Genomic DNA, 23,506 nt, shown 5'->3' with positions numbered 1-23,506 from the left:
GGATGATCCAGTATCTAGATACCGTTAGCCGAAAACTACATTTTGACTTCGCGGCTCTGCAAGCCCGAAATTACTTTCATCGGAGTGGCGGCGTGGGACGGCGATCCAAAGTCGGAACCCATTAGCTGCGTTAAGCTGAAGGATGTAAAGGCAGTGAAGGGCGACCCCGAGCTGGCCGATCTAACGAAAAGCCTCATCGCCGCCCTTGTCGAGCGGGCAAGCGACAATGTTCCCGCAGCAGTGGATACCCTTAAGAGGCTGATTTCTCGGACAAGTCAGCCCGTGCCGCAAAGGATTGACCCTACCAAAAGCGCCGCTTGGCATCTGGCTCTAAACCTTGGGGGCGCGCGCCAACTCCTCGGTGTGCGCGGAAGAGTCACGCCGGACTGGCTCGAAGGCATGCTTCCTGCTCTTGTGCAGCTTGGCATCTGCTCCAAGGACGATTGGCCTAAGGACGCGAATACTTCGACGTGGAAGGCGTTTCTTGAACAGACGATTGTGCAAGCTTCCCTTCCGATAGACGAGACGGGGGGAGCTTTTCCGAAGAGTGAGGCTTTGCTCTCTGATCCAGAGTGGCGGATTGTTCGCCGCGATTCAGAAGTTGATGAGGTAATCGCACGGCTCAATCAAGTTAGTGCGGTAAGCATTTGCGGAATGTCAGGCAGCGGAAAGAGCCTGCTGCTCCGACAGGTCCTGGCGCAACTGCGAGATAGCGAACGGCGTGTGTTGGAAATCGACGCACGCCCGTTTCTTGAAGCAGCCGTGAGCCGAAACAGGTCGCTACAAACTAGCGACTATGTGGGATTATGCTCAACACTGATTTTTACACTTGCATCGCTTGCTATAGGAAACGGTCTCGGCGACAGCAAAAAACAGGCCGCGAGCGATCTTATCAAAGCGCATTTTGGACGCCGGAAATCTGAATACGCCGACGGAGTTGATCGTAATCGAGAGAGCTTCCTCAACAACTTCGCAGAAGACGTTAGCTGGGACTATTTCCTGTCGGTAGTGCAGAATTGCGGGCATTCGATTCCCGATATGCCCACCTTGTCGAGGGTCGCATCGATCCTTCGCTTTGGACTCTCCAACATCGTTATCGCCATCGACGACGTGCTGGACTTCCATCTTGCATTCGCCGTCATTGAACCGCTCTTCAAGCTGCTTCCGAACGAAATTCCTGCTGCGCGATCCAAGTTCATTATCACGTCGTCGCAAACGAATTCGCTGTCTTTTCTCGGCAAAGAACTCGACTATGAACTCGGCGGCAATGATCGGCCTTACAGCCCCTCATTGTGTCTCGACATTGTCGCTGCGTGGTCGGTTGACGCTTACGATGAGCTGACGTCTTCTGCGGCAGTTGAGGCGATCCAAAAATTTCGAGAGGACGAAATCGAAAAAGACGCCAAAGTAAAGTGCGCCATTGAGAAGGCCATTTCATTTCTCCAAGGTCATCCGCTTGCACTGGCTGCGGTTGCTTCGGCTTCTAGGCAGGACATCCGCAATCTCACGCGGTTCTGGGATCGCGCCACGGATACGATCGCCTCGCGTCCAACAGACATTCTATCTTTCGATCCTCAAGCCGACCTCACAACAGTCGTCCCGCATCGCCAACGCGATGTCCTGAACGCGCTCGCCTTTGCATGGTCCACGCTAACTTCCGAGCTACAGGAACGTTATCTAGACTTGGCGATTGCCCATCCTGGCGACTCTTTGGACGAGCAGGTCTTCGATGTCTTCTGGCAGTATGGCGAGCGGCCAAATTGCCCCCCACTACCAGCTGCGATGGCCGCTCATAAGCGGCCTTTTCACATTTTTGCGCGTAACTCCCTACTCAGGCCCACCAACGAGCCCGGCCGTTACACGCTTCACGATCTATATCGGATCCTGATCCGTGAACTTCTCGGTAAGAAGCTGGGCGGAGAGACGCTAGGCGATCGCCACCGCGAATTTCTGCGAGCAATGGGGCTGCTTACCGGATCGATTGATGGAGATTTGGACGGAAAAATTGAGTTTGTGGAAGAAGACGCCCGTCTTCGTTTGATTCCGAAATTGGAATGGTACGATAAAGATCCGGATGAACTGGGCCACCTCGGCGACTATTTGATCCGCCGCGCCACCTTCCATTTCGTTCGCATTTCAGATCAAGAGTTAGGAACGCGACTACTGTCACAATGGCTAAGTGATTTTAGGGTGCTTCGGGCTGCCCTCGACGTTCCGGACAAGCTCGAACGGCCAGAGCAAGGAAACGTTACTTTGTTCTGGAGCCAGCTTGTCGAGGCAGACGGACTGGTATCAGAGCCGTATCTAGGCCACCTCCGAAAAACGGTCGGTATTCTGTCGGTTGATCGCAGCCAGCTTGGTTTCCAGATTACAGCTCGCGCGCCGCCAGACAACGATGCAATGTGGGATCAACTCGTTTCATCGACGATCCGTCGTCAGGATCATGGCTACTTCTTCGCGCAATTTCCCTTCCTCCTGGAGAAATTCTCAAGCCTTCGTATTACATCCTTCCACCGGGCTTCGGTATCGGATGCAACACTCATCGCGTGCGAGAATGCGACACCCACTATTTTAAGCTGGGCGGAGGATGGCTCCGTGCAGCTTTGGGACGCATCGAGCGGATTGCCACTCATAGAGGCCATTACTCATCGCGGTTACGTCGGTGGGGCTGAGTGGATTGAACGCGCACCTCAAGGATCATCGATCTTAAGTTGGTCGCTTGATGGTACTGTTATGTTTTCAAGCGCGCAAACCGGCCACTTGCGCTTCGAGGCGCTGAAACACGCCGGTTCATTGCGCGGCGCGACGTTCATACACTCGCAAACCTCGGGCCCCGTTATCGTGAGTTGGAGCGCCGATTGGACGGTGCGTGTGTGGTCGGCGATCGACGGGAAACCCTTAGTCGAACCGCTGATCCACGATGGGCCAGTCCAGCATGCGGAGTGGATAGAAGGCGACACGGCTGAACCATTGATCCTCAGTTGGTCCGAAAGCCAACCCGAGTGGCGGAGACGCAGATCGAGGTCAATCAGTCAAGCCCACGGCCTCTTTGTCGACGAGGAATGGGCGGAACCACCCACGCCCCACCAGCCCGACGATGCGCGCAGTTCACTATTTCTCTGGCATGTAAAAGCAGGAGTGACGGCGTTCGATCCAGTCCACTACGAATGTGATGTCTCATTCGCCAAGTGGGTAAATGATCCAAAAGCCGGCCCGTCCATTTTTGCTCAATTTGGTGACTGCGTTACTGGAATCTGGCATCGCGACACGGGCAAGAGCCTTCGGATATTCTGCGTACCGGGCGGAATCACTCACGCGGAATGGGTTCACGATTATTGCGATCGGGCTGTAATCCTTGCTACAGCCAGCGCGGGTGAGCGGATCACCATTTTGGATGCGGAAACCGGCAAGTCCGTAAAGGCGTGGCAGCGATGCCAACCGCCGGTCTCGTATGCGTTGTGGATACGAGACACCCACGGAGAGCCACGACTCCTTGTGTGGTATCTGGATGGAACCATAACGCTCATCACCGTGAACACCGGTGAGGAGCTTACGATACATGATGAAGGTGGTGTCATATCCATCACACCAATCGAAAGTGCGGGGCATTGTTCTTCGTTCATTCTTTTTAATGTCGATGATGAAGTTTCGCTTCACGATGCAAAGGATGGCAAGATGCAATGGCATCTCGCCCCCCAGCATCACCATATCAGGAGGGCACGGTGGGCTCCTTTCGAACGCGGAACGCCCGCTATCATAACGAGCTCATCCGATGGTGGCGTTCGCGTCTTCGATGTAAAAGCCAAAGGCATTCAAGCGGTACCGCGGCATACGAAGCGCATAATCAAAGTCGATTGGGTAATCGGGCGCGATCACAGTGAGCCTTCAATTCTGATTCTATCGCGAGACTCAACGATGCGGCTTATGAATGCGAGCACTGGCGACCTGAGATTTTCCCCGATAGAGCATTCTGAAGGCTTGGTGGATGCAATTCCCACGACACACGGAATCCTGAGCTGGACCCATGGAGGATCGTGGTCCATCTGGGATGTTGGAACCGGCCGCGAAGTTATTCGACAAAACGCGCATGAGGGCGAGATTTGGTTCGCGTTGCCCGTTGAACTGATCGACGGGTCGTCTGGGGTCTTAACCGGAGGTAGCGACGGCTTAATTAAAGGATGGACTCTGAGCGGGCAGCAATTTTCTCAATCTCTTGAGTTTGATTCTTGGATTTGCTACGAAGGTCGTATCCACGATAGCGGACGGGGCAGCGGTTTAATCGTGCGTAGCGATCGAAGCGTAACCTGTTGTGGTGTGGAGGATTGTAGATACTGGTTTGAACCAATTCAGCACGATGACGACATCCGCGCCGTCAAATTGCTCGATAGCCCTGCTGGGTCGACGCTTGTGACATTTTCGCGCGACGGTGTGATCAAATTTAGCGATGCTCGGACCGGAATTCTCAAAGCGTCGCTATTCGAAACATACGATAGATCCGTGCTTGGTGTCTTGTGCAATGAGCGCGGTACAGCCAACCTTATGGCGTGCGGCAATGGCTTGATACGGGTATTCGACAGCCAAGCGAAAGAATACTATCGCGCGTCATCCACACTATTTGACGGTAAGGACCTCTCGGGCGTTAAGTGGTTGTCGCAGACGAGCCGTGTTTTTGGTTGGCGCCACGACGGAACGATATTTGTCTGGGATTTGTCCGTTAATCAACCCGCCTTTGACCCGATTGATCATGGTGCGTGGTTGATTGGCGCCATATGGATTGAGATTTCGGGAAGAGCGCCGGCGATTCTAAGCTACGGCGCTAACGGAACAATGAAGCTTTGGAGCGGCGTAACGGGTCGACTTATCCGGTCTGTCACGATCGAGGACACCCCAAGGTCAATCTCTTTGTGTCCGCAAACATCCGGCGCGGAGATGCTTTTTGCCGTTGGGGGCGAGTTGGGATCGGTTGGCGTCGTTGGCTTTCGATGGTAGGCGCCGTGTACCCTCTATCACCATCCACCAAACTGCCCTATCCAACTCCCTGTTGAAATCCAGCATCTCATACGCTTTCAAGGCACGATCCATGGCCGCGCGTTCTCGCGCAGAAAACGGGTCCGGCCGGGCGCAGGTTTGCGGGCGCCGAGGGGCGTGCGCCACGCCTCCCCCGACGCCGGGAAGGTTCGCCTTGGTCGGCGGCCCTCCCGGCTGGTTTGGCGTCTCTGCGGGTTGAACAGGCTCGCAGAGCAACCATCAGGATTGTGTCAACGACGGCTTGAGGCGACTGGTTTGACGGGCGCGGCGTGGCCGCGTGCCATTGCCACGTCCGGGCGGCAGTCTGGCGGCAGGCCCGTCCCCCATGACCGCGGATAAGACCGCGTCCGGAGAAGTAACGAGTAATTTGCTCTGATCGTTGCCGTCGAGATCCCGCCATCGCAGCCGGGTGACATACGGCTTGGTCGGCGTGAATCCGCTCACCGGCGCGAACGTCTCGACGTTGAATCGGACGACCGGATTGAACGCCACGCGGTCGCCATCGAGCATGCGAAATCCGCTCGCTTGTGCGAACAGTTCCGGTGCTTCTTCCAGGAGCACACTGTCCCGATTGATCATGATGACGCGCGACTGAAAAGTGCGCGTTGTCTGCAAGGTGGTTGTCTCGCTTGGCGCATAGCTCTCCACGAGCGCGATTTGCTCGCGTGGCAAGAGCCGTTTTCCAACAATAATGAAACTGGACATGGTGGTTCTCCTTTTCGTTTGGAGGCAAAGAACATCACAGGTTCCGGTGGCCGCGTAAGGCCGCATTTTGGTTGAAAAGAAATTCTCGAACTGACGCGCATCGACGTAGCCGCGCCAGGCATCATGTTGCTCTGCGGCTAGGTGCATCTTTGCGCGCTAGGCCGCGCATGTCCCGGCGAACGATGTGTTAAGCGGTGCGCACGTGCACGATGAAATATACCACCCATGCATTCGTAATAATGATGAATAAGGCATGGCAAGGAACGCCAATGCGTAGGTTTGCGGGCAGGACGCGCAAGCATTCTAGTGAGGCCTTGAATGCAACAAGGTGCTCGCATGCTTCGTTTACTTCTATCCATCGCCGCTATCGTGCTGGCAACCAACGGCGCAGCGTTCGGCCTCTCCATGAAATTGCAGACCGATCCACAGCAAGGCCTCGCTTACGTCAGTCTCTGGGGTCACATCGATGAAGGCGACGCGCAGAAATTCCGGCGGCTCGTCACGCCGGCCCTGCGCGCTGGGCTTGTGCTATATCGCGTGACGATCTCCTCGCCCGGTGGCGCGGTCGACGACGCGGTCGATATCGGCGAACAGATCTATGTGTTGCGGGCGCAGGTGCGCAGTCCGACGCTTCCGCAGGGCGGCAGCGCGCCCATATGCGGGTTCACCCAGGTGTCACGCGACATCGTTCAGCCGGGCGCCGGGGCCGACACCACCGATCCTGACGGCGACGAATGCACCTGTGCAAGCGCCTGCTTCTTCATCTGGGTCAGCGGGTTCACGCGTGATGGCAACACAATTGGCATTCATCGCTTTACCTATGTGGATGCCCGCGGCGTGCCTTATTCTGTTTCGCAAACGAATAGCCAATATCTGCGTGACCAGCGAAAGTTATCTGAATTCTTGTGGCGCAAGGGTGTCGCGCCGTTCATCATCAACCGCATGTTCGCCACCGATCCGGACGACATGTATTTCCTCAACTCCTCTGAGATCGCGCTGCTCCAACGCACGCCAGGCGTCACGGATTACGTCAAAGCCCGATGTAGCGAACCGGGATATCCCCCGCGTTACGCGCGCAGTTCAAGTGGCTTCAACGACACCGCCGGGCAGTTTTGCCGCCGGAACAGTCTGCTCGAATTCATGCGGGTGGGCGTCGCCCGCTATCTTAACGGCTGAGGCGGCGAGGGGAATAATCATGTTCGGCCGGCGCACAGCAGTCTGCATTATCCAACGCCTGCCGCGCGGAACGCTGACCCTACAAACAATGAATATAAGCTCCTCCCCCCTGATATAAATAGGGGAAGCAGGTCGGTATTCATGCCGACGAGTAAATGTTCGGCTGGCGTAAGCCGCGAGCGACTTGTTCGCCTTGAAGTCACACCGCGTCTTACGGAACGACCTTCCTGAGCTGGTCGGCCTTTCGTTTGACGCCGACCTTGGGATCGAGCGCGAGGGCTTGATCGTAAGCGACCAGCGCTTGTCCCACCTCCGCGATGGCCTCAAGGCATAAGCCGCGAAGTTTGAACGCAATCGCCCGCCATTTTGGAGTGTTATAGGTGGACGATGCGAGCGCAACGTCAATGCCGCCGAGAAGCTGCTCGACGAGAGCGAGCGTCGGTTGGTTGTTGGTTTCCGCGAGCAACGTCTGCACGATGCCGAGGTCGCCAACCTGCAGGCCTACGGCCAGCCACCTCATACGATCGATGAAAGTGCCATCGACGCCATAGGCGAACGCGCCACGGTCGCGGTAGACGAGCCGGATGGTCTGGCCGTCCTCCGGAAATTCATAGGAGTTGGCCCAACCGGATTCCGGATACCAGGAAGCGATCTGCGCGCCAGCCGCAAGGTCGAACACAAACAGCTTACCTCCGTCCTCATGCGGCGCGTTCGCCATTTGGCAGACTGCAAGGCGCCCGTCATTCGAGAGGCCGTTGTTGAAGAGGTTGGCGTGGAGGGATCGTCTGAAACGCACGGTGCCGTCCGGATCGAACGCCGTAAAGGTCCCGCTCAGCGTTTCAATCGAACCCCAGTCGTTGAGGATGAAGACGCCGCTATCGACGATGTGACCACCGTTCGGACGCGGCATGCCGCCCTCGACGACGATGCGTCCGCGGTCGAGGAGGAAATAACGCCCCTTGCGCGACTGGTCGGGCCCGCCGTCACACCATGCAAGGGTGTAGCGCCCGTTGGGCGATTTGGCGAAAGGCCCGAAGAAGTCACGCGACGGAATGTTGATGAAGTCGGAAAGAAAGCTACCGTCGGCGGCATCCGACGCGGCCTCTGCACCGGCGTCCTTTTTCCCGAAGAGTGAACCGAAGAGGCCCATGGCAATCAGGCGGCTTGCGCGGAGGCCGATTCCAGCGAGACAAAAAGGAATGCGCGCTCCTTCCCGGCCTCAAGGAATGTGAGTTCGTCCCCGGCGCTTCCCGCGGCGAGCGCCTGTCCAAGCGGGGATGTTACAAGCAGAAACCCGTTGATCCGGTCATCATGCGTATTGCTGATCGTGTAAAATTCGGGCCGCGACGGCTCGACGTCCAGGTAGCGAATGACAACGCGGTCGCCTTCTCGGAGCTGGGTCTCCGGCTCCTGCGCTTCCGCATCTTCTTGATCGCCCGGCAATACCAACGGTGCAATGACGTCGCTGCCGGATGAGGATGTGCCGGGAGACGCTTCGGCGGGTTTGGCCCTCTCGGTGCGGTGTTCGGAGAAGCCACGCCCCACGGCTTCATGTTCGACCGGAGTGATCTTCATCCGCTCAAGCGTGGCGAAAAGGTCTTGGAGCACCCCCTCGGGATCGAGGCTAAAATTCGATCCGAAGCAGCGCCAGAACGTCCAGCCCACCCGCTCCAGAATTCGCTGACGGCGCATGTCGTCGGCCCACCGATCCGGACCGTGATAGCGGTCGCCGTCGCACTCGATCGCAAGCCGCCTTCCGCCCTCTCCTTCCACGACCATGTCGATCGAAAAGCCGACGGACCCGACTTGCGGCGTCACGTAGTAGCCCCGCTCGACGAGCGGCCGGAAGATCGCTTTTTCGAATTCCGACTGACAAAGATCGATCAGCTCGGCGGTTGGGCTTTCCGTCTTCGGCATCGGGGCGCGGAAATGAGCAATGACCCTCGCCTTGAGATCCTTGGGGTTTAAATCCTCCTCGCGGACCGAGCGCACCAGGACCATGCGGTCGCGCGCGCGCGAGAGGGCCACGTTGAAGCGCTGCTGGTACTGGATCGAGGTCTGCGACTGTTTGCGCGTGCGGTCTGCGACCATCGAAACAAATACGATGTCGCGCTCGTCGCCCTGCAAGGTCGCGCTGTCGCCGCATACGACACGGTGCCGCACCATGGCGGCTTCGCCGATGCGCTCCATGAGCAGTTTCTGAATGTGGAGGGCCTGGTCGGCCCCGATCAGCGAGATGACGCCGATCGATCGAGCGGGCGGCGAGACTCCGTCGGCCGCGGGCGGCGTTGCCTCGACGATCTTCTCGATTTCGGAAACGATGACCTCGGCTTCGGCCGGATTGACCTTAGACTTGCCGCGGCGCTGCCCGTCTTCGACATAGATGTCGATCAGGGGTGGATCGAGCCTTTCGCTCGGCTTGGGCACGCGGAGCGGAATCAGATTTTCGTTATAGAACTGCATCGAGAAGCGGATGATCGGCTCGACGCAGCGGAAGTGTTCTTTCAACATCACAAACTTTGCGGGGAACATGACGCGCGCAAGGTCATAGATGGACGCACCCGGCTCGACCTCCGCCCTGAATGGGAATTCGCTGAGGAAGTTGTGGCGCAACCGCGCGATATTGGCGATCGAGAGGAATGCTGAGCTTGGGCTCACCTGCCGGTCGTCACCGACGACGAGGATCTTCTTGCCGCGAAGCAAGGCGGGCAGCTCCCGGGCGTCCGATTGCGAAGCTTCGTCCAGAATCACGAGATCGAAGCTGCCGAGCTTTGCCGGAAGCTGCTCCGAGACTCGCCAAGCGGGCATGATCCAGCAGGGCACGGCGTCATAGCATCCCTGCATCGCCTGCCGTGCATTCTGCCGGTGCAGAACGGCGCGCTGTCCGGTACCAGTGCCGGGGCCAAGCCTACGAATGATGTTGGCAAAGCCCTGCAACGCAGATTTGGCGGAGCCCTTCATGGTGGCGGCAAGATTGTAGAAGGTCCGCTCCTTGACGAGCGTGGCAAAGCTCTCGCGTAAAGCTTTCTCCGTTTCGATACGCTCGCGGTGAAGATGGGCGAGATCAGCCGTGGCGCCGATCCTCTCAAGATAGGTGAGCTGGGTGGCCCATTCCCACGCGTCCGCCCAGTCCGCCGGTGCCGCCGGATCGCCGTCGTCCTGGGCGGCTTCGGTACGGAGACGCTCGGCCCAGACCGGCGCGCCGGCCAGCGCGATCGCGCGCGTCGTCGCCGTGATGCGGTCGTAGAGCGGCTCCAACGATCGTACATGCGCGAGCCGGGCACGCAGGCTATGCCAGACCTGCGTCAGTTGCCCGGCGTCGAGTGTAGGCGTTCCAATCAATTCGTTGAGAATTTGTTTGGCGTAGCCGGCAATGTCGCTTCCGCTGTCGTCAAACTGCGCAGCCGTTTCCGCGACGTTCCGGGTCACGGCGGAAAGCCGCACCGAGGATACGTGCCGCGATAAGCCATCCGCAAACGAAGTGATCGCCGCGGGGTGTTGCAGGACCGCGTTCGCTTCCGCGTCGTTGGCGAGCGCTACCGCGAGTTGCCGTGAGAGATTCTTGAGTTCCGTTGGGACGGCAATAAGTGCTGCGTTCAGCGTATCGGCGAGATGCGCGAGCGATGAAAGGGCCGGAAGCCCGAACGTGATCTCGGCGGGAGCCGACAATTCGGGGCGCAAGGCATCCCAGCGTGCCGAAAGGCTCTCCACCTCGGTGCAGAAGCCAATAAACACGCGCACATGCTGCCAATCATGCGGCACGGCCGCCCTGACCCCCGCCACCCGGATGGCCTCAAAGGTAGGCTGATGGGCTTTCGTTGCGAATGCCAACATCCCGAACGGGTTCTTGCCTGCAATGAGGGTATCCAGAATTTGCGCGAGCTGCTTTTCCGGTGGCAATTCCTTCGGCAGCTCAACCGGCCGCGCGAGAAAAGCCGCGCGCCGCGCAATCAAGTCTTGCGCATCGGCAAGAAATGACCGTGCGAGCGGGTCAAGGCGATGCGCCGCCGCGGCATCGGCCCTGAGATCTTCCGCCAACTCCCATGCCCATGCGTGGCGCTTGAGCGCCTCCATCCGGGAGGCGAGGCCCTTGAGGCCGCTTGCAAGCTTATCAGCCCCCTCAAGGCCGAGTTTCGCAATCGCGCGCCGGGTCAGGGGTTCCAGCGCTTCCGTGTCCGCCGTGAGGTCTTTGGCCGCGATCAGGTCCTGGTGCCAGCCGCGCACGGTCTCGGGATCAGGCAGATTGGCAGGACTGGGCAAGCGTTCGCCAAGGTACTTAAGACAATCCTTGACGGACTTGCGCGCGCCGAAAAGCGCGTCCATGTCGGCGCGGCTCACACCCCCATCGCTAGGCGGCCGGCTGGGCCGGTCCGTGAACCACGCATGACGGTCGCGGTTTTCCACGAGGCGCTTGGCGGCCTCATAAGGGGACTGCTTGGAGCCCGGCACGGAAGACATGTGCGGTGCGGCGAGCGCGGCGAGTTGCTCATCAATCTCGGCGAGCCGTTTCCGGTTGGCGGCGATACCGGATTCAAGATCGCGGATTAGTTTGACCTGACGGCTGCGGTTCGTGTCGATCGTGTTGACGATCCCGAGCATGAGCCCGATCGCCTTCTCGACCTGCTTTAGACCCTCACGTTCGGATGTCGTGACGCTGATCGCAAGATCGCGCACACCTTCCGGAAGCTGCTCCTGAATGACGCGCAGCGCGGTCTCGCCGTGGGAGACCACCAGCACGCGGCGTCCGGTCGCAAGCATGTGGCTGATGATATTGGCGATGGTATGCGTTTTTCCGGTGCCGGGTGGCCCCTGCACCACAAGGCCTTCGGACTTTTCCAGGCGGCGGATGATCTCGACCTGCTCGTCGTTGAAGGCCTTGGGGAAGAAGAGATCGCCGTGATCGGCATCCACCGGCTCCTCGTCGCTATCGACCGGCAGCCCATCGGCAGCGCCGAGCCGGTCGCCGAGCGGTGCGAACGTGTCATCGATGCCGTCCGACGGGCCCAGGACGAGCGTCCGGGTCGAGCCTTCTATCTTGGCGGGCTCCTCCCCTTCAGCGGCAACCGCGTCCTTCAACTGATCGATGTCGCGGAGAACTGAGTTGCTGGAACGTCTGCGGGCATAGAGGACGTAGCGGTCACTGACGTTAAGGAATTCTCCTTCGGCTTCCGGGACGGGATCGGCCGCCGGGAGCGACTTGTGGTCGGGAAGGTAACGGCCTTCCGGATCAAGCTGGTTGCCGCAGGTCTTCAAGATCGGCTCAAAGCTCTCCTGCCGGAACGGGGAAATGCCCTCGCTATCCGGGCCTTCAAGCAAGCGGATACAACGCCGTGCGGCGTCTTCTGCGAGCACAAATCGCGGGCCCGCGAGCTTTTCGAAAGGCCGGAGTTCGACGCGGGATACCCCGCTGCGCGGCCGCACTGTGATTTCCGCGTTGCCGGTCTCGGCGATCTCAATTTCGACGCCGCATTCGATCATCGGCAGGTCGATAAGCTCACCCGCCCGGTTCCAGCGGGATAGCCCGATGCCCCAGACAAGTTCGGTCGACTCCGCTCCCCCGGATTGGAGCAAACGCTGCGCGATTTCAAAGAGACGCTGGTAAATGGCGATCGAGCGCCGCCGCGGCTTCTCCTGTTCGGACCAGCGCGCCCACGGCCCTGCGCAATAGGATTCCAGCGTCGCCCGTAACTCCGGCCGGTCTTCGAGCCGTAACATCACATCAAAAAAAATCTCGTGCTGTGGATCGGACTTGGCGATCTTCAGCGAGCGGATGCAGTCCTCCGCGCGCGCCTTGCCTTCCGCCACAAGACGCTGCTGCTCCGCTTCGGGAAGCCGGTGATGCACGGTTTCGCGGATTTCCGGCGCTCGGGTGGGATCGTTGGAAATATCGATCCATTCGGCGCAGTCTTGTCCGACTTCGGGCGGCGTGGAGCGCTGGAGCCGCTGAACGCGCAGCCAGATCGGCCCATCGTTGTCGGCAAAGTCGCTCTTGATGCCCGGCAGGCCGGCGAGTTCGTGTTGGTGGAGTATGAATTGCGAGCCGTCGGCCAATTTGTGCTGCGATAGCCTCGTGGCGACGCGCTCGTCGAGCTTAACGAGCGCCTCGACATAGTCGAGGAGGCCCGTAAGCCGCTGTGCCGCCAAGCGATCTTGGGCAGTATCGTCGTCAGTGATGGTCAAAGGCGATCCAAGAAGAAGTTCCCAGCCGCCACGATGGTCGCGGATTTTGGAGGGTTGTTCAACTGGAATGATCCCCCGCAAAGCTTGTTATATTTGCGGTAGTTAACCGCAACCGCCCCGTACCCGGCATAGCCCACGAGCACGCTTCGTCCGTCACCCGGCGGCCACCGGGAAGGCGCCTTGGCCGAGGGGGGTGAATTTAAGTAGACGACCGGGCCCGCCGTGCATTGAGCGCGGGAGCCTGAAAGAACATGTCGAAGGTCAGGCCGAGCACTTGCGCGATATCATACAGACGGCTGGCCGAGACGCGGTTCTTGCCGATCTCGTATTTTTCGATCTGCTGGGCGCTCGTTCCAACCGCTTGGCCAAGAGCCTGCCGCGACAACCGGCGCCTCAGCCGGTGAAACTGAATATTCGCGCCGATGACGAGATCGACGGGTGAGGCTTTGCGCATCATGCGCATGGCTGAGGCCGCAGGGTTGGTGGTGCCGGCTTGGATGCTGGAATACTGCGCCAGAACTGACGGGCGAAGGCTAACTCCTCTGGCCCGCACGCGGCGGCATAGATGGCGGTGGTTGTCAGGCGCGCGTGCCCGAGCCAGCGCTGGATGAGATTCAACGGCACGCCGGACTGAAGCGTGCCGACACCGAACCCGTGGCGCAGGCCGCGCGGGCACGCACCGCGCCCGGTCACCTGCGCCAGCGCCATCACCTTCTTGATCAGCCGCCATGCCGTCACGCGGCACCATGGCCAAAGCCGTTGCACGACCACGCCCGATTGCTGCATGCGCCGGAGCGCGAAGACGCGTTCCAGCTTCGCCATGAGGCTGGGCGGGATGGGCACTTCACGAATACTCGGCTTGCGCCGCTTGAGCGTGACGATCGTCACCACGCTGCTGTCGAGCTGGAAAGATGCCGGGGTGAGCGCGAGCACTTCACTCACACGGGCTCCCGTCCATGCCAGCACGAGAGCGAACAGCGATTTGGCGGGATCGAGCGTGTCCATGACGTTGAGGACACGGGCGCGCTCATCGCGGTTGAGATATTTCCGCTCACCCTTTGGATCGTAGAGCGCGGCCTCGCTGGAGGCCCATCGCGCCGCCTTCGCTTTGCATGAAACCTTCTGGCCCAGATTGTTACAGGGCGATCGGGAAGAAGATTCAAAGACTTCTGGCAGAGCGTCGCTGGTCATCCGGCAAAGTTAACCCTGCGCACCCCCGCTTTTACAGCAAAAAATGCAGGAGTGCAACGTTATGGGCCAGAGTGTTGCAGTGAAAGTAAAGTAACTAAACCCGCCTAGCCAGTTTTGTGTTATATAAAAACACGGACTAAACCATGCTCTACAGACCATCATCTTTCCGTAAGACTGCCTTCGCGCTCACCGCCGCTGCGATGGTCGGCCTCTCGTTTGCGCCCCGCACGAGCGCCGCGCAGGAAATCACCGCAAACACCGACTGCACCCAATTCACCCACGATAAAATTCAAAAGGGCGAAAATGTCGGTCTCGGCACGAAGGCAATGTGTCTTGTCCAGGTAAATGAGATGCTTGGAAAACAATTGGGAATTAAAAACGCTTTCGTGGATGTGCCGCTGAAAAAGGAAGGGGACATGTTTCCGCTTGTTGAGGCACTCGAACAACGGAACACGCTTCTTCGCGAGCAGCTCAAAGGGCTAGGGTTGAAGAAGCAAGAGCAGGTGTTGGATCGTCAAATCCAAGGCGATGCTAGCGCAGGCAAGTGCATGGACGCGGTTACACAGGAAATAAACGCCGCGAAGGCCAAGGGACCGCTCTCGCCCGCCATGAAAGAGGCCTTCAAGGCTCGTATCGCGCAGTGCGACCGCGCTTAAGCATATCACTAGTCCAGCGCCGCTAAGGCAGCCGCTTTCTTCTTCTGCACCTGCGCCTGCGTTGCCGCGGCAATCTTCGACTTGTCCTCAACGCGTGCAGCAGTCTTGGCATTTTCCTGCTTCTCATGCGTATTCCGATCTTGCGGCGCTGTACTCTCAGAGCTCTTATTGTTCTTGATTGCTGTCACCTGCGCTTCGTCATGGTCATGACGCGTTAGCTCACGCATGATTTTCGGATTGTCCTTGTACTTCTCCTTCATCGCGTCGAACTTCTTTTGAATCTCCGGATTTGCCGGATGGTTTTCGTGTTCGCGATAGACCTTCTTGAACTCATCGGCCTCGGCTTTCGGCATGCCCTTCGTTGCGCTATCAATCCGTTTCGCCTGCGCTTCTTCCCAATTCTTGATGAATTGCTCGGCGCGCTGTTTCTTCTGTGGATCGGGTTCCTGCGCCGCGATGCTCCGGGCGCGCGCAATGTCGCCGTCGTGCAATGCACCCGCCACGTCCTTGAACTCGGCGGCGTAAGCAAGGTTCTGGCGACCGCGCAGACCCATATCCTGAATCTGCTGCGTGGCGAGCGCCACGGCGTCATGGCCGAAGCGCTTCTCAAGGCCTTCCACGTCGCGTGCTGAAACGCCAATCTTCTCGGTGTAGGCTGTTCCTGAAAGCTCGCGCGTATAACCGGCGGACGATACGCGTTCGCCCGAGCCGCCTGTCCCATTCGCATTTCCCCTTCCATCCGCGATGCGGCTAAGCCCCAGTGCCGCACGCGTTGCCTCCGACAGCGGCGCGCCGGAAACATTCGCCCGTGCTAGCTCGGCCTTTGCGGCGGCCATGGCCGCTGCCGGGTCTTTCTCCGCCAAGGCAAGCAGCGGCACCTTCTCCGTGACCAGAGCCGTGAACGCGCTATTGCCCGTGAGATTGCCTCCCGGCGCAAAGTCCTTGTTGGCGGGATTGTTGACATAAACCGATAGGACGCCAGCCATGTTTAGTGCTGTCGTCCGATCGACGTCCTTACGAAGAATGCTGCTCGCGATGCTCATCAGAGCCTCGGCGACCTGCGATTGGGTATATTTTTCCACGGGCGGCGCGCCTGCCAAAACGCCCCGCGGGACAGTACCGGAAGAATATGCCTGCGGCGTTTCAGCCATGGGCGGGCTCTCCATCACCTACGGGCGAGGCGCGCATGGTGTCGCCCATCGTGCGCGTTACCGCCTCCTTGCGGGTGTCGACGGTGTCGCCCTGCGCCACGACTGCGCGGACCCGCTTGAGCGGCGGGACCTGCATGCCTTCAATCCAGTACTGCCTCTCGATGATGCGGCCTTCGACGTCGTGCCTGATAACCGCGGCGCCCTCGACGGGATCGCGATGACACCAACCTTCGCAAAACCAGCTTTGGAGGAGCATCGCGCCATTCTCGGCGTACTCGATCGCAGCCGGGCCATGACTGCGATGCGCTTTGCCGCAGAAATAATATTCGTCGCGCAGCACGCAGCCCGTCGCGGCATCACGCGTAATGAAAGCCGGGCCAGCGTTCTCGTCGCGATGCCACCACCCATTCTCGGCGTAAGTCCAATGCTCCTTGCCGCCGTCGCGCGTGTAATAGGCTGGCCCCTCGGACGCCTCGCGATGATAAAATCCATATTCCATGTAGACTTCATGAACGAGGCGGCCGGAAAGATCGATATGGGTGACAGCGGGTCCCTCGCCTGAGGGACGGTGCTGCTGTCCATCGACGTAATACTCCCAGCGCTGAGCGACGAAATCGCGCCTATAGAGAGCAGGGCCCACCCCGGGATCACGATGCATCCGGCCGCGCTCGATGTAGGCTTCAAGAACGCGTTCGCCTTCCGCATTGGTTTCAATTTGCGCTGGGCCTTCGCTGGCTGGGCGGTGTAGTTCGCCATCGGCATAGTAATGCTCGGCGGCGATGCCGCGAGCAGCATCACGGTCGATCACGGCGGGGCCCTCGGCATGAGGGCGATGCAGCCGCCCGTCCACGCGGTATTCGGACCGCTCGCGACCCGCGCCTTTGAGACGCCAGGCGGGGCCTTCTGTGGGATCACGGTGCAACATGCCGTTATACCAGTAGCTGGTGATGACCGTGCCGTCGTTCAGCGTTTCAATCACTGGGCCATAAGCGGTGTCGCGCCTGGAGGTGGGGATCATGGCGTCGGGCGGGATCAGACGCCAAAGGTGCGGCCAGGAAGGCGCGGCGGCGATACCGGATTGAAGCGCCGCGCGGTCGAGAAAATAGCTTGTGCGTGCGCGACCTTGAGGCAGTGTGATGCAGATGGGGCGCGACCAACGTGCCGCGTCGTAGCGCTCGACGATATCCGCAAGCCGTGCGGGCCAGCGATGGCGGCGCTGTCCTTCGTCGTTCGCGGGCGGGCACCCGACAAAGGCCTCGATCCGGTACTGGTCGTTGTTCCAATAGCCGAAGCCGACACCCGCCTTGGCGTTCATGAGGAGCATCACGTCTGTCGCGGCGCAGAGATCGAGCGCGCGATCAATCGCCTTCGCTGCCAAGATAGTGGCGGCGGGATCGTTTTTCCGAACGCGTTGCAGCGCCTGAGGGCCGAGTGATTCAACAGCGACGTTGCACACGGCCTGCGCGCCGATCGTGTCGGTGAGCTGCACGTTCTTTTCCTGCGCCATCTTGGCCGTCATGGCGACAAGGTCGGCGTAAAGGGTCTCGTCAACGTTCGGTGGACGTAGCGAATGCGTCGTCATCAGATGGCTCGCGCAATAATTTCATTGTCAAAACGCAGGCGCCGCTCAAACAGGCCCGCCAATATCCCTTCGAGAATACCGGGTGAAAGGTGAAGAACGCTTAATGACGGTGAGGACCGTTCCGGATCGCGGGGTTAGCTGGTTAAAATTCGTAAATGCAGTGTGGGGCCTGCCACGCTTCAATCGGAAGGTAAGGTCTATCGCCCGGCCTGCGATGGCTGTTCAGCCGCCCAACATGCCGCTTCCTGCCCGACGATCCAGGCGAGCAAGACGGATTTTCGCGCGCAGATGATCGTGCCGATGCGGAATGCGCTTGCCCACGGCGAGATGATAGATGGTGCGACAGGTCACGCTTGGTCGAATTCGGGATTTGTAGTATGCCTCCGCGTCGAAGCCGCTCGACGATCACAGAATCGGCCGCCGGATAACGTTCTTCGAGAAGGTTCGCGGTTCCCCGGCGTCTATGAAAAGGATTGCGCAAGCACTTCCGATGATTCAGACTCCGCCATGCTGGAGGATGCTCGCATGGCCCCGGAATTCTCTCGCCGCGCCCTGATTCAAAGCACCGTCGCCGTCGCTGCCACAGCGGCGCTGCCGGGCAGTACATCGGCAACGCCACCTCCCGCGCTCGATCTTGAAGCGTTCTTCGGACCGGAGGCGATGGCATTGATCCGGGCGCGGTATCGAGACGGGCACTACTGCCAGGGTGTCGGCGACCCGCGCCATGTGCCGGGATTTATCACCGCTGACGGCCGTTTTGGCATGTCGACGCCAGCGCGCTACGCCTTGGCAAAGTTTCTGACCGACGGCCAGGACGTGATCTTTTCGTGTCCAAAGGAAGCGATCAACCGCGACCAACTGGCGTTACATCTCTTCCGGAAACACGTCTGCCAACTGCCCTATCCCTTGTATTCCCTCTATGGCCCGTTGCGAGCGCCGCCTCACGACGACGCGATCATGCTCACCAAGGAGGAGCACCTCTATTGGGCGCGCGTGAACCCCGAGGGCGTGCCGCAGTTTCTGCACTGCAAGCCGGTCTGAGGATTTATCGCTGCGGCGCAACCACCAGAAGGCCGCGGCGATAGCCGTTACCGGCTCCGACTAAGAGTTTGTTGAACAAGGCCGTGTTGAAGCGATTGCGCACGTATTCACGCGCGCTTCCTCCGTGAAATAATTTCTTTATAACAAACCGTTTTGTTGTGAATTCATTTGAGCTGCGCTTTTCTCAGCGTTCCCATTTTCGCTTTAAAGGAGATCGCTGGTGACAAATATTACATGGAGGGACCATCGCGGAAACGACCGAGGCAAGCTGCTTCTATGCGCACCGGAAGACGTGCTTGCGGAAATGAATGGCGAGGCCACCACACCCCCGCATGCTGAGCGCAAAAGCGCCTCCGTGCACAGCCGCGGCCTGTGCTTGGGCCGGGCAAGACGGCTGGCGCGCGACCTCTAATGCAACGCCGTTCACAAAAACCTTCCGGAAAGGGAAGCAGCAAACCGGCCGGGGAGGTCCGCCATACGGGGCGGACTCGGCATGCGGGGAGGCGTGCAGCGCTGGCGCCCTCGCGCCCGCAGGAGTGCACCCGGCCGGACCACTGGTCAGCCGAAGAACGTACCGCAATGGATCGCGCTTTGCGGGCCTATGAGGTGATGGATCTCAGCCGGGCGCTCGACCGCGAGGTGCGAAAGCTGCTGCTGGCCGCCGAGCGGAAGGCTTCGCGGCGACGAGCCCGCGGGAGCCGAAAGCGCGGCCGCTGCGGCCATAGATAGATAAAGGCCGTTGTGTTCTCCCGGAGGCGGTATGATGATCGGATTCGTCATGCCTTCGGGGGGGCTACAGTGACATTGGTGGCATCGGCGCCGGTTCTCTGGCGCGCTGAAAAGACGGTCTTCCTTTCGGGACACAGCCTGCATCCGCAAAGGCCTAGTCCCGTGTCACCAGGGTTCGTGGCACCTACGATAGCGAGGAGCCTTCGGTTTCTGCCGATCGCGTTAGCTGCATCAATCGCACGCACCGTCACATTGAGAACCGCGCCAAACGAGCTGCTTGTGCATTGGGCGCGCAGCGCACTCGTCGAGATCGAATTCTTGGTGGCCGATGGGGTCGCCTTCTCGCTCACACAATTCATCACGGCGCTGGCTGACGCGGAGCGAACTGCGTTTGCTGGGCGCGCGGGCGCGGGCATAACCGATATAGTAATGTGTGCTCTCGGCTACACATGGCGTGACAACGCTTCGTCTGTGCTGAGCCCCACCATCTCCCACGCGGACTTCATTTATGGCGGTGGCGCGGTTGCCGCACATGGTGTCGTTTTGGCAGAGGCGCACGGCTCGTTTGCGCAAAGCGTCAACGGTACCCGGATGAGCGGCGAGGCTCGCCACAAGTACGTGCGACAGGTAAAGCCTCATATCGCAACTACTTGCGAGCATGGCGACGTGATCCATGGGTATTCGGTCGCGTTTGGCTCGAACCCGTCGAGCCTCGACACCTATCTTCATGTCGCGGAGACGAGAATTTCCAAGGACAAAGGAAAGCCAAACCCTCTGGCCCCTCAAGCGGAGCCGCGAGGCGCCGGCGCTGTTCCGACCTCACTTGCACTGGCAGCGCATCGGTCGAATTTCCTGCTGATGGGGGCAACGCAAGTCGTGGCTTGGATCGATTGGCTGCGTGGAACTGGCGATCAACCCGCCGAAGATTACGTGACAACCTTCTTCACCATCGAGGTTTCGGGCCGCCGGTTTCTGGCCGCTGCAGAGCACTTCTTTCCCTATGCCCGCTCACGTTTTCTCTTCGAAGAACTGGAATTTCCGCGTGTGCCATGGCCATGGGAGGAATTCGAACGGTGGCGACATCGGCTGCGGGGTGGTTTGGCTAACGTCTTTGCGATGGACGAATGGGCGGCCAAGTCTTTCCTTCTCGCCTTATCGGCCATGATACGCGGCGGCAGGGACCAGGTTCCTTTGGCGCTCGATTTACCGGACATCGAACCATTTGGATTTTCGCCGGACCTGGACCGAGGATATCGTGACGAAGACGCGCGTTATCCTGTTGCACAGTTTCGGGATGGGTTGGCATTGCTCAGCAGGCTGCCACGATCTCCCGCGCCGGATGCACGCCACTGGTCGCCGCAGCGCGGATTCATCTGAAGGCGTCCGCTACCCTACCTGCGACCCGGCTCAAGAAGACTAATTGGAACAGGGCGTCGATTCATTGGAATGGTCGTCTATTTCGTCTTTCGTTTCTCTTTTTCCAGAATCCACGCGACAATCGCTGACTTACGCGCGGTGATTGGGCCATTGTTCAATTTAATCAAGGGTGCGTCCGTGTTCTTGCGAACCATCCCGTATATCCGGGTGCGCAATTCGGGTTTCCCCCAGATGAAGTCCGCGATCTGAGCGGCGTCACCCAGCCATTCGTCGTTGCGGCTGGAGCTCTCGTCGAGAAGCGCCCGCAGCTCCGCAACGGTCATGCTTAGGAGGCCGCCAGCGCGCGGCCGATCGCCCATACCGTCCGTTCGGACACTTTCCGAAACTGCTCCAGATCGCTTTGGGTTCGAACTTTGATGCGTGATTGCCATGCTGTCATCTCCTTCCGTGATGCCTTTGAGTTCGAAGAAAATGGATTCAAGAGCGCGTACCGGATTTCGGCACTCTTTCCGTGGCCGTCGGACACCCGCACATTGCCTACGGTACCGGGCGTCAGGGCCGCGAGTTCGATGAGCGGAGCCTTCGCTGCTGGTTCGGCACGGCCCTTCTGCTGTGACTGGGCCGCTGCCCGCAAAGATCCATTGGTGGCGGCTGTGATGATTGCCTCCAAGGCATCAATGAAGCTGTGGCTGTCCGGAAGAGACGCCAATTCATCAAACCGCAGTGGCTTGAACCCTCGTTTACTTGAGGTTTCTGAATGAGGCACTGTTTGCGCATAGCGCTGAACCGTCGCTACAGCGTCCTTGACCTGCCCGCCGCCTAATATGGCCACGAGGAGATGTGCGGCGTCCCGGGCTGTAACTTGCACAGCGCTTTTGCCTCGCCCGCCCTTCGTCCGAAGCCCCGCATCGGCCAGATAGCGGTCGTACCCCACGACGCTTGCCACGGACATCCCGAGACACTCGCCGACTACTTCCATCAGTTGTCCAGGGGTCGCCATTGCGCGCCTTATGCTCCGTTCGATTTCATCATTTGTTATTATAACGAATGACACTGGCGAGGCAAGCACCATTTGCGATAATAACGAATGACAGGGGTGGCGCACAAAGGAACCCATCCGTCCCTCTGGCGGAGCAACGATGCCTTCGAAAAGCGACAAGCTCGACAAGCGGCAACCTAGTCGGCGGCGGGATGGGGCACATCCACTGCCGTTTCGACCTCGGCCAGACCTCTTTGGGGATGACTTCCTCGATGAGACAATCTCCGTTTGGCAGCCGCTTACGACCCGACCGTTAACGCGGGAAGACGCGCGTGAGATCATCGAGAACATGACGGGGTTTTTCACGGTGTTACGCGAATTATCAGAGGCGAAACGGCGCGCTGCTCTTTCTGGTGATGCACATTGCCTTGGCGCGAAGAATTCTGTTGAACTGGAGTCGCAAGCCCAGCAGACTCAGGGGGACTAGATTGCCCCGAGAATTTGCCGTGGACCGCAAACGCCAGAAACGCCGAGAAGTACCCGTAACCACTAAGGCGGTGGCGTACGCCCGCGTGTCCTCAAAAGAACAGGACAATGAGGGGTTCTCGATACCAGCCCAACAAAAGCTTCTGCGCAACTATGCGGCGAGCGAGGGATTAAATATCGTCCAGGAGTTCGTTGATGTGGAAACGGCAAAGGTGGCCGGGCGCACAAACTTCGTAGCGATGGTGCGCTACCTCAAGGCACACCCGGACGTTCGGGCGATCCTCGTCGAAAAGACTGATCGTCTTTACCGCAACATCAAGGACTGGGTTACGCTTAGCGAGTTGGACGTCGACCTCCACTTTCCGAAAGAGGGGGAAGTGTTGTCGCGCGGGTCGTCCTCATCGGCCAAGTTCATGCACGGAATCCGCGTGCTGATGGCCAAAAACTACATCGACAATCTCTCCGAGGAAGCCCGCAAGGGCATGCAGGAAAAGGCAGAGCAAGGTATTTGGCCTTCCTCAGCTCCCCTCGGATATCTCAACGTTGCAGGCCCTCACGGGAAACGCGTTATCGAGATTGATCCGGTGCTTGGTCCGATAGTCTCGCAAATGTTCGGCTGGTACGCCGCCGGCGATCTCTCATTGTTGGAACTGGCCGATCGAGCGAAAGCCGCCGGGCTCGTCAATCGGTTGAGTGGGGGTCCTATCGGTCGGAGCGCGATAGCCCACATTCTTCACAATCCGATTTACATGGGAGAGTTTGTGTGGACGGGCCACGTCTACAAAGGAACCCATCAGCCGCTTGTCTCGCACGAACTATGGATACGCGTGCAAGAGATGCTCGAAAGCCGAAATGAAAGAAGAATTCGTCGCTCAAAGCACGACTTTACGTTCTCCGGCATTATCAAGTGCGGTCATTGCGGATGTGCGATGGTCGCCGAGCTGAAAAAGGGCCGCTACGTCTACTATCACTGCACCGGCTTCAAGGGAAAATGTAACGAGCGCTACGTTCGGGAAGAGGTGATTGCCGAAGAGCTTTCATTAGCCATGGGGCGGCTGCGCCTAGGGGACAGGCTCCTAAGCTGGCTTACGGATGCACTTCGCATAGTGACCGTGGATCACACGAAAGAGCACGCTGCGGCAGTCGCTCGACTGCAAGCCGAGTACGACCGCATCCAGGGCCGTTTGCAGGCGATGTATGTCGACAAGCTGGACGGACGAATCGA

Annotated in this window: 15 protein-coding genes and 1 pseudogene; 6 read left to right on the top strand and 10 right to left on the bottom strand. The window is 59.2% G+C overall.

All coding sequences use genetic code 11. The annotated features are described in order from the left end of the window. The first annotated feature begins 153 nt into the window (after positions 1-153). Positions 154-4,989: a hypothetical protein gene (locus HNR60_RS16315; RefSeq protein ID WP_184259345.1), complete on the top strand. Its 4,836-nt coding sequence runs from the start codon at positions 154-156 to the stop codon at positions 4,987-4,989. 258 nt (positions 4,990-5,247) lie between these two features. Here the strand turns inward: HNR60_RS16315 and HNR60_RS16310 are convergent, their stop codons facing one another. Further along, on the bottom strand, positions 5,248-5,733 hold the full coding sequence (locus HNR60_RS16310; protein WP_184259343.1) for a hypothetical protein: 486 nt from the start codon (positions 5,731-5,733) through the stop codon (positions 5,248-5,250). Positions 5,734-6,069: 336 nt separating this feature from the next. On the opposite strand from HNR60_RS16310, the gene HNR60_RS16305 reads away from it, so the two are divergent. Next, entirely contained in the window at positions 6,070-6,909 is an 840-nt protein-coding gene (locus HNR60_RS16305; RefSeq protein ID WP_184259341.1) for a hypothetical protein, read from the top strand. Between the two features lie 211 nt (positions 6,910-7,120). Here the strand turns inward: HNR60_RS16305 and HNR60_RS16300 are convergent, their stop codons facing one another. From HNR60_RS16300 to HNR60_RS16285, 4 genes are all read right to left on the bottom strand, one after another. Next, positions 7,121-8,059, bottom strand: coding sequence for a tetratricopeptide repeat protein (locus HNR60_RS16300; protein WP_184259339.1), 939 nt, complete (start codon positions 8,057-8,059; stop codon positions 7,121-7,123). Positions 8,060-8,064: 5 nt separating this feature from the next. Further along, positions 8,065-13,089: an AAA domain-containing protein gene (locus tag HNR60_RS16295; protein ID WP_184259337.1), complete on the bottom strand. Its 5,025-nt coding sequence runs from the start codon at positions 13,087-13,089 to the stop codon at positions 8,065-8,067. A 199-nt stretch (positions 13,090-13,288) separates the two neighbouring features. Continuing rightward, on the bottom strand, positions 13,289-13,552 hold the full coding sequence (locus HNR60_RS16290) for a helix-turn-helix domain-containing protein (protein ID WP_184259335.1): 264 nt from the start codon (positions 13,550-13,552) through the stop codon (positions 13,289-13,291). Continuing rightward, positions 13,543-14,280, bottom strand: a complete 738-nt coding sequence (locus HNR60_RS16285; protein ID WP_184259333.1) for a tyrosine-type recombinase/integrase — start codon at positions 14,278-14,280, stop codon at positions 13,543-13,545. The genes HNR60_RS16290 and HNR60_RS16285 overlap by 10 nt, the downstream gene beginning before the upstream one ends. Positions 14,281-14,423: 143 nt before the next feature. Between HNR60_RS16285 and HNR60_RS16280 the strand changes: the two genes are divergently transcribed. Continuing rightward, positions 14,424-14,936 (top strand): hypothetical protein, encoded by a 513-nt coding sequence (locus tag HNR60_RS16280; RefSeq protein ID WP_184259331.1) that lies wholly within the window; start codon positions 14,424-14,426, stop codon positions 14,934-14,936. Between the two features lie 8 nt (positions 14,937-14,944). On the opposite strand, the gene HNR60_RS16275 is transcribed toward HNR60_RS16280, so the two are convergent. Together HNR60_RS16275 and HNR60_RS16270 are read right to left on the bottom strand one after the other, a co-directional pair. Further along, the gene (locus HNR60_RS16275; protein WP_184259329.1) at positions 14,945-16,087 is read right to left on the bottom strand and encodes a hypothetical protein; all 1,143 of its coding nucleotides are present in this window, start codon (positions 16,085-16,087) and stop codon (positions 14,945-14,947) included. Further along, the gene (locus HNR60_RS16270) at positions 16,080-17,669 is read right to left on the bottom strand and encodes a hypothetical protein (RefSeq protein ID WP_184259327.1); all 1,590 of its coding nucleotides are present in this window, start codon (positions 17,667-17,669) and stop codon (positions 16,080-16,082) included. The genes HNR60_RS16275 and HNR60_RS16270 overlap by 8 nt, the downstream gene beginning before the upstream one ends. Before the next feature lie 525 nt (positions 17,670-18,194). Here HNR60_RS16270 and HNR60_RS16265 point away from each other — a divergent pair. Continuing rightward, entirely contained in the window at positions 18,195-18,710 is a 516-nt protein-coding gene (locus HNR60_RS16265; protein ID WP_184259325.1) for a hypothetical protein, read from the top strand. A 558-nt stretch (positions 18,711-19,268) separates the two neighbouring features. Here the strand turns inward: HNR60_RS16265 and HNR60_RS16260 are convergent. Continuing rightward, positions 19,269-19,490, bottom strand: coding sequence for a hypothetical protein (locus HNR60_RS16260; protein WP_184259323.1), 222 nt, complete (start codon positions 19,488-19,490; stop codon positions 19,269-19,271). 228 nt (positions 19,491-19,718) lie between these two features. Here HNR60_RS16260 and HNR60_RS16255 point away from each other — a divergent pair, with 228 nt between their 5' ends. Further along, positions 19,719-20,816 (top strand): hypothetical protein, encoded by a 1,098-nt coding sequence (locus HNR60_RS16255; protein WP_184259322.1) that lies wholly within the window; start codon positions 19,719-19,721, stop codon positions 20,814-20,816. Between the two features lie 77 nt (positions 20,817-20,893). On the opposite strand, the gene HNR60_RS16250 is transcribed toward HNR60_RS16255, so the two are convergent. Further along, entirely contained in the window at positions 20,894-21,139 is a 246-nt protein-coding gene (locus HNR60_RS16250) for a hypothetical protein (protein WP_184259320.1), read from the bottom strand. A gap of 2 nt (positions 21,140-21,141) precedes the next feature. Further along, positions 21,142-21,795 carry a hypothetical protein gene (locus HNR60_RS16245; RefSeq protein WP_184259318.1) on the bottom strand — a complete coding sequence of 218 codons (654 nt, stop codon included), beginning with the start codon at positions 21,793-21,795 and terminating at the stop codon, positions 21,142-21,144. Between the two features lie 416 nt (positions 21,796-22,211). Between HNR60_RS16245 and HNR60_RS24490 the strand changes: the two are divergent. Continuing rightward, a pseudogene (locus tag HNR60_RS24490) lies at positions 22,212-23,300 on the top strand (recombinase family protein); the annotation flags it as partial. Positions 23,301-23,506 lie beyond the last annotated feature (206 nt).

The organism is Rhodopseudomonas rhenobacensis (assembly GCF_014203125.1).
Taxonomy (GTDB): Bacteria; Pseudomonadota; Alphaproteobacteria; order Rhizobiales; family Xanthobacteraceae; genus Rhodopseudomonas_A; species Rhodopseudomonas_A rhenobacensis.
This window is presented reverse-complemented; position numbering and strand designations above follow the sequence as displayed.